The organism is Arthrobacter sp. Y3225116 (assembly GCF_059091245.1).
The window spans coordinates 25,855-33,659 of sequence record NZ_JBNHGL010000015.1; the positions used below are offsets into that span (position 1 = coordinate 25,855).

Sequence of the window (7,805 nt, forward strand, 5' to 3'; positions counted from 1 at the left end):
CCGGAAGCCCGCCGCAGGGCCGAGTCGTTGCCAGGGAAGTCTCCTGCTAGCCGGCCCGTTGCGGGAGGTCTTCAGGGAGATCGCCGTGGCGGGCGTGGCGGAAGTCTGACGCCGCCAGTCCTGCCGCCACCAACAGAAAGCAGGCTGCCGCCACCCAGATGATCGGCGCGTAGCCCCACGCATCGGCGGCCAAGCCTCCCAGCGGGGCCGCAATAACGATCATTGCGCGGTTCATGGATCGTGTGGTGGTGTTCATTCGCGCTTGGAGCCGGTCCGGTGTGACGGCCTGCCGGTAGCCCATCTCGTTGGCGTTCTCGGCACCCATGGCGAGGCCACACAGCAACTGTCCGACGGCGACGACGGAGATCGCCTGACCCGGTGCGTTCATGAATGAGGCCATCGCAATGATCGCCCAGGAGACAGCCATCGAAGCCCGGCAGACGATCACCACGCGGCCGGCTCCCCAAGACAGGCCCCACCGGCTGGAGAACGACGCACCAATCAGGGCGCCTACCCCGGCGCAGGCCAGCACCGCACCGAATTCGAAGGGGCTGAGGCCCAGGCCGAGCAACGCATAGGGAACGAAGACGGTCACCAGCACGCTGTTGGCGAGGAACCAGCCGTGTGTCGACAGAGTCAGCGGCCCGAGCATCCGATGCCGGTAGGTGAAACGCAGCCCTTCACCGATGTCGGCCCACAGGCCCTGGCTGCCAGCGGTGGCGGGTGGGGCCGGTTCCGGAGTCTTCATCAGACCCACCACAACCGCCGAGTACAGATAAGTCATCGAGTTCACCAAAACCGCCAGCGGGGCTCCCAGCAGAGCGACCAGTCCGCCGGCCAAGGCCGGTCCCGATGCCTGGGCCACGGACGCACTCTGGTCCAGCCGGGCGTTGGCCGCGAGCAATGCATGTTGCGGAACCAAGCGCGGCAGGAACGATTGCGATGCGGAGTCATTGAGCAGCGACAGCGCGCCGAAGCCGGCCACGAAGGCGACCAGGACCGGCAGCTCCAGACGGTCCAGCAGCCAGAGCAGCGGAATGAGGCCCAGCAGCAGCCCGCGGGCCAGGTCCGTGCCGACGAGTACCGGGCGACGTCGGCCCCTTTCCATCAGAGCCCCGACCAGCAGGCCCAGCACGGCGTACGGCAGCCAGCGCGCGGCGCTGACCAGACCCACTTCCACCGCCGTCCCGCCGAGCGTCAGGACCACCAGTACCTGCAGGGCCACCGTGGTGAAATATGCCCCGAACCCGGAGACGGTTTCGGCGGTCCACCACGCGAAGAAGCCGGGGAGCCGGAAGACGTCCTCGCCGCGGCCTTCGGGGGTCATCCCGACAGTCTGCCAGCGCCGCCGCCGGGGTCGCCAACGACCCGCCGATCCAGCTTCCGGCAGCCATCACCTACCCGGCACGGGTTAGGTTCGACCGCGGACCAAACCACGCCGGCAAGAAGCCTGCGCACCAGGCAGTGGGCAATCCTCGGAACGGAGATGGGCTCCGGCCTTGTGCGAGATGCTGCCCTCTTCTTGTTAATGGTTGCAACGGCCAGAGGTGCCATGCAGAATGCAGTAACGGCAGCAGTCAAAGGGGACGGGGCAGACCGGTGGCAACAAATTCACGGACCGAGCCAAAGCGGACCGTGCTCAAGGAAAAGTCGGGCACGTGGACAGCAATCCTGATCTGGGTCTCCGCCGCGGCGGCGCTCGTGTTGCTCTTCGCCCAGTCGCAGGAAGAGTCCTTCCTGCGGTGGATGGTGTGGCCCTTGCTGGCGGCCTCGTTCGCCTACATCTTCCTGTGGCTTCCTCGCCTTGCCTATGATGACGAGTCCGTTCTCATCACCAATAGCTTTCGGTCCCACGCCGTTCCCTTTGCCGTCGTTGATGACGTCAGCGTAGGCAGTGCCGTGAGGATCAGGACCGGAGCCAGGACCTACACAAGCTGGGGTGCGCCCTTTCCTCAGAATGCACGGGCCGCCGGCAACGAGCACAGTGCGTCAGTGGGACCGGCCACGATCACCCCTTGGGACCGAACTGCCTCCTCCGGCCAACGGCAGGGGCTGGAGCAGCATCCGCTCGTCCGCGCGTGGACAAGATCCAGGTCCAGCCTCCTGAAGTCCGAACCGTCACTGGGACCTGCAGTCGTCACCAGTTGGAACAAATCGGCCGTTGTGATGACTGTCCTGTGCGTCCTCGTGGTCAGCGGACAGCAGGTCGCGCTCTTGGTGCTCAAGAGCTGAGAGCAGTTCGTGCCGCGCGCGGCCCTTTGCTGCGGAAACTCCGTCACGATTCCGCTTTCGCGGACCTTCCGGCCGATCGCAGTGGCAGAATGCATTAACTGCTGCCGATCAAAGGGGACCGAGTGGCCATCAAGGACAAACTGGCAGGCGCACGGCGCAAGCTGAAAAGGATCGCGGCGCGCGCCGGGCAGTTTCGCGTGCGCGAGAGCGACTCCGGGCCGACGGCCAGCGCGCAGACCGCGCGGGTGGCCGTGGTGATCCCGGTGTTCAACGCGTTGCCCTACCTGAGGGAACTGCTGGAATCGCTGGTTGCACAGGACCTGGACCCGTCGCTCTTCGAGGTTATCGCCGTGGACGACGGCTCCACGGACGGCGGAGGCAAGCTGCTGGACGAGTACGCCGCGCGACATCGGAACTGGCGGGTCATCCACCAGCAGAACAGCGGCTGGCCGGGAAAGCCCCGCAACGTAGGCATCGCCGCCAGCAGTTCCGACTACGTCTTCTTCTGTGATGCGGACGACAAGCTGGGGCCCGAAGCGCTGCGCCGGATGGTCGACTTTGCCGACAAGCACCAGGTCGACGTGCTGGCCCCGCGCATGGTCGGAATCGGTGGCCGGCGCGTGCAGTCCTCGCTCTTCACCGAGACCGTGCCGGACGTGCCCGTGCGCAGGATCCTGGGCACGCTCTCACCGCAAAAGCTAATCCGGCGTGAGCTGCTGGATACACACGGCATCCGCTTCCCGGAGGGCAAAGTCCGGCTGGAAGACGGCATGATGCTCACCCGCTGCTATCTGGCCTCCCGGCGGAACGCGATCGCGGCCGACTACGACTATTACTTCATCCGCACCCGCGACGACGGAACCAACATCAGCTCCGAGCGCGCCATCCCCGAGGGGTACACCGGATCCGTCGCCGAAATTGCGCGGATCATCAGGGAGAACCATCCGGACCCTGAACATGCCGAGCTTTTGGTGCTGGACCTGTACCGGCGCAAACTCCTTCGCTTCTACGTGCCCGACCGCTACCGCTCGATGTCCCCGGGCACGCGGCAGCGGTGGGTATCGGCGCATGCTGCCTTCGTGGACCAAAACGTTCCGCAACGGCTGGAGGAGCAGCTGTCATTTCCCTACCGGCAGCGCTCGCAGCTGGTCCGGGCGCGGGATGCGGAAGGCCTGCTGAGGCTGGCCGCCACCGAGGAAGCACTGAAACCGGCGCCGCGGGCCCTGCAGCCCCGGCTCGACGGGGAGTCCGTGTCGTTCGGGCTGGTGTTCGAACCGGCGGCGGAGTACGAATCGGTCCGGCTGATGGCACGCGCCCGCGGGACAGACGCCGAACTCGGCTTTGACGTCCGGCACGACGGCGGCGGCTACCGTGCCGTCCTGCCTCGGAGCGAACTGGCCGGCCTGGGCCCGGTGCTGGTGGACCTGTTCGTGCAGCTCCGGTTGGACGGCATAACCGGTCCGGCCCGCAGGATCCTGGCACCGGAACAGGGGTTGCCACTCATTGCCGAAGGCCTGCGCGCGTACGCCACGGTGAATGGGAACCTCAGCTTGGACCAGCGCAAACTGCACGCGGCGCAGGGCGTGGCCTAGGGGAGGCGCCGGGGCCCGAACCTCAGACCGCAATTTCCCGGGCCGTTGCCTCCAGGACTGCCCGGAACGCCAGGATGGCCGGTCGGTTGGCAGAGCCGCGGCGGACCGAGGTGAAGACCGTCCGCCGCGGCAGGCCCGGCAGGTCCAGCAGCAGGCAGGTGGTGTCCCGGCCGGTCCAGACCAGGTCCGGCATGAACGCCACCGCGTTGCCGGATTCAATCAGCCGGATCTGCGCCTGCAGGTCGGCCGTTTCATACCGCACATCCGGCTCGAATCCGGCTTGGCGGCACGCTTGTTCCGCCCAATGCCGGGAAGCTGCGCCATGCGGCTCCATCACCCACGGCAGGCTCCGGGCGTCGTCGACCGAGGTGACGGCGGTTCCGGCCACGGCGGCGGGCGGTGCCGCGAGCCGGATGGCGTCGCTGGTCAGTTTCTGCCGATCCAGCTCCGCATGGTGCGGCGCCGCGTGGCCGGGGTATTGCTCGGCGATGACCAGGTCGAAGTCGCGCGCCCACGTCTCGTACAGCGCCGTCTCCGGTTCACGCTGGACCATCTCGATCCGCACGTCCGGGTGCCGCAGCCGCATGGCGGTGAGGGCCTCCGGCAGCAGGGCCAGCGCCGCGGATTGGAACGCCGCCAGCCGGACGGTTCCGGTCACCGCGGTCAGCGACGCCGCCAAGTCCGTTTCGGCCTGCTCGAGGGTGGACAGCAGCGACTCGGTGTGCCCCACGAGGATCTCGGCCTGCGGCGTGAGCTGCACCCGGCGTCCGGCCTTTCGCAGCAGCGCCACCCCTGCTTCCTTTTCCAGCAAGGCCAGCTGCTGGGAGACGGATGACGGGCTCAGGCTCAGCGCGGCGGCCGCCTCCGCCAAGGTGCCGCGGACTTTGACCTCGCGCAGCAGCCGAAGTCTCCGGACATCCAGCACGGCAACTCCACTCATCAGGAAAACCAATGATTATTAGTCGGAAAAGATCGCTTTTACTTCACGAAGTCTAGTTCCATACTGGTCCTGAGGGAACATTGCAATTTCGTTGAAGGGACAGATGCTGCCATGAACGATGCCCTGAAGGAGGCTCCGGTGCAGACCACTAAGCTGCCCGATGAGCAGATGGCCGACCTCGCCGCCGACTCCATCAAACTGGTCCGCCACTGGCTGACCGAGGCCGAGAAAGTCCCCGCCGACGCCTCCGCCCGCCAGCTGGCCGGCGTCCTGAATGATCCGAACGGGTTGGATTTCACCGTGGGATTCGTCGACGGCGTGATCCGCCCGGAGGACCTGAGCGTTGCCGCCCGCAACCTTGCCGCACTTGCGCCAAAGGTTCCGGCCTTCCTGCCCTGGTACATGCGGGCCGCCGTGCGCGTGGGAGGCACCATGGCCCCGGTCCTCCCGCAGGTGGTCATTCCGGTGGCCCGGCGGGTGCTGCGCGAAATGGTGGGCCACCTGATCGTGGACGCGACCGATGCCAAGCTGGGCCCCGCCATCGCCAGGATCCGCCGGGAAGACGTCCGGCTGAACATCAACCTGTTGGGCGAGGCCGTCCTGGGCAGCCGCGAGGCGGAACGGCGGCTCGAAGGCACCAAACGCCTGCTGGCCCGCGACGACGTCGACTACGTTTCCATCAAGGTCTCCTCTACCGTGGCACCGCACTCGCACTGGGCCTTCGACGAGGCGGTGGAGCACGTCGTCGACAGCCTGACGCCGCTGTACCGGCAGGCCGCCAGGTCCCCGAAGCCCAAGTTCATTAATCTGGACATGGAAGAGTACAAGGACCTGGAGATGACCATGGCGGTCTTCACCAAGATCCTGGACAAGCCGGAGTTCGAGCAGCTGGAGGCCGGCATCGTGCTGCAGGCCTATCTGCCGGACGCGCTGAAGGCCATGATCCGGTTGCAGGAGTGGGCCGCGGCCCGCCGTGCCCGCGGCGGCGCCGCCATCAAGGTGCGCGTGGTCAAGGGAGCCAACCTGCCCATGGAGCAGGTGGAAGCGTCGCTGCACGGCTGGCCGCTGGCCACCTGGGGAACCAAGCAGGACTCGGACACCAACTACAAACGCGTGATCAACTACGCCCTGCACCCGGACCGGATCGGCAACGTGCGGATCGGCGTCGCCGGGCACAACCTGTTCGACGTCGCGTTCGCCTGGCTGCTGGCTAAGCAGCGCGGCATCGGACACCTCGCGGGGGCCATCGACTTCGAGATGCTGCTGGGCATGGCCCAGGGCCAGGCCGAGGCGGTGAAGAAGGACGTCGGGTCGCTGCTGCTTTACACCCCGGTGGTCCACCCGGGCGAGTTCGACGTGGCCATCGCCTACCTGATCCGCCGGCTCGAAGAGGGCGCCAGCAGCGAGAACTTCATGTCAGCAGTCTTCGAGCTCAGCAAGAACGAGCACCTCTTCGAGCGCGAGAAGCAGCGCTTCCTCGCCTCGCTCGAGAACCTCGACGACGGCGTCCCGGAACCGAACCGGCAACAGGACCGCACCAAGCCCGAACCCGCCCGGCCCGCCGATTCGTTCGACAACATCCCGGACACCGATCCGTCGCTGCCCGCCAACCTGGCCTGGGGCCGGGAGATCCTGTCCCGCGTCCCCGGCTCGAGGCTCGGCATCGACACCGTTGCCGCCGCCGAGGTCACGGATGAAGCGCAGCTGGAGCAGGTGGTGGCCACGGCCGTCGACCGGTCCAAGAGCTGGGGGGCGATGAGCGGCGCCGAACGTGCCGAGGTGCTGCACAAGGCCGGGGACAAACTGAACTCCAACCGCGCCCGGCTGTTGGAGGTCATGGCCGCGGAGGCCGGCAAGACCCTGGACCAGGGCGACCCGGAGGTGTCCGAGGCCGCCGACTTCGCGCACTTCTACGCCGAGCTGGCGCGCATGCTGGACACGGTGGACGGCGCCGAATTCGTTCCGTCCAGGCTGACCGTGGTCACCCCGCCGTGGAACTTCCCGACGGCGATCCCCGCCGGAGGCGCGTTGGCGGCGCTGGCCGCGGGCTCCGCCGTCGTGATCAAGCCTGCCAAGCAGGCGGCCCGCACCGGGGCCGTGATGGTGGAAGCGCTGTGGGAGGCGTTCGACGAAGCCGGGGTGCCGCGCGATGTGCTGCAGCTGGTGCAGCTGGGTGAGCGCGAACTGGGCCGGCAGCTGATCTCGCACCCGGAGGTGGACCGCGTGATCCTCACCGGCGCCTACGAGACCGCCGAGCTGTTCCGCTCCTTCCGAACGGACCTGCCGCTGCTGGCCGAGACCTCCGGCAAGAACGCCATCATCGTCACGCCCAGCGCCGACTTCGACCTGGCCGCCAGGGACGTCGCCTACTCCGCGTTCGGCCATGCCGGGCAGAAGTGCTCCGCGGCCTCGCTGGTGATCCTGGTGGGATCCGCCGCCACGTCGCCGCGCTTCCGCAACCAGTTGGTGGACGCGGTCACCTCGATGAAGGTGGGCTATCCCCAGGATCCGGCCACCCAGATGGGCCCGGTCATCGCCCCGGCCGACGGCAAGCTGCTGGACGGGCTGACCACGCTGGGCGCCGGCGAGAGCTGGCTCATCCGGCCCGAACAGCTGGACGAGACCGGCAAGCTCTGGAGCCCGGGCGTGCGCACCGGGGTAAAGCGCGGCTCGCGCTACCACCTGACCGAGTTCTTCGGCCCGATCCTCGGGGTGATGACCGCCGAAACGCTCGAAGAGGCTGTCGCCATCACCAACGACATCGAGTACGGCCTGACTTCGGGCCTGCATTCACTGGACCGGGACGAGCTGGACTACTGGCTGCAGAACATCCAGGCCGGCAACCTCTACGTGAACCGGGGCATCACCGGCGCCATCGTCCGGCGCCAGCCCTTCGGCGGCTGGAAGAAGTCCTCGGTGGGGGCCGGAACCAAGGCCGGCGGACCGAACTACCTGGTCGGGCTCGGCGACTGGGAGAGCGCCCCGTCGACGGCCACCGCCGAGATCACGGGCGCGGCCGCGAAGCTGTTGGAGGCTGCCCG

Annotated in this window: 5 protein-coding genes; 3 read left to right on the plus strand and 2 right to left on the minus strand. The window is 67.6% G+C overall.

The genetic code is table 11. From position 1 onward, the window contains the following. Positions 1-46: 46 nt before the first annotated feature. A complete protein-coding gene (locus tag AC5RV2_RS03280; protein ID WP_494091155.1) occupies positions 47-1,327 on the minus strand; it encodes an MFS transporter in 1,281 nt (426 codons plus the stop codon). A 272-nt stretch (positions 1,328-1,599) separates the two neighbouring features. Here AC5RV2_RS03280 and AC5RV2_RS03285 point away from each other — a divergent pair, with 272 nt between their 5' ends. Then, positions 1,600-2,232 carry a hypothetical protein gene (locus tag AC5RV2_RS03285; RefSeq protein ID WP_494091156.1) on the plus strand — a complete coding sequence of 211 codons (633 nt, stop codon included), beginning with the start codon at positions 1,600-1,602 and terminating at the stop codon, positions 2,230-2,232. Positions 2,233-2,354: 122 nt separating this feature from the next. Continuing rightward, positions 2,355-3,824 (plus strand): glycosyltransferase family 2 protein, encoded by a 1,470-nt coding sequence (locus tag AC5RV2_RS03290; RefSeq protein WP_494091157.1) that lies wholly within the window; start codon positions 2,355-2,357, stop codon positions 3,822-3,824. Between the two features lie 22 nt (positions 3,825-3,846). Here AC5RV2_RS03290 and AC5RV2_RS03295 read toward each other — a convergent pair whose 3' ends face one another. Then, positions 3,847-4,749, minus strand: coding sequence for a LysR substrate-binding domain-containing protein (locus AC5RV2_RS03295; RefSeq protein WP_494091160.1), 903 nt, complete (start codon positions 4,747-4,749; stop codon positions 3,847-3,849). A gap of 183 nt (positions 4,750-4,932) precedes the next feature. Between AC5RV2_RS03295 and AC5RV2_RS03300 the strand changes: the two genes are divergently transcribed. After that, positions 4,933-7,805 (plus strand): bifunctional proline dehydrogenase/L-glutamate gamma-semialdehyde dehydrogenase (locus AC5RV2_RS03300; RefSeq protein WP_494091161.1); only part of this gene is annotated, 2,873 nt, incomplete at its 3' end.

What these genes read in the sequence shown, in the direction of transcription:
- AC5RV2_RS03280 (WP_494091155.1), bottom strand. Translation starts at nt 1,327, where the DNA reads ATGACCCCCGAAGGCCGCGGCGAGGACGTCTTCCGGCTCCCCGGCTTC.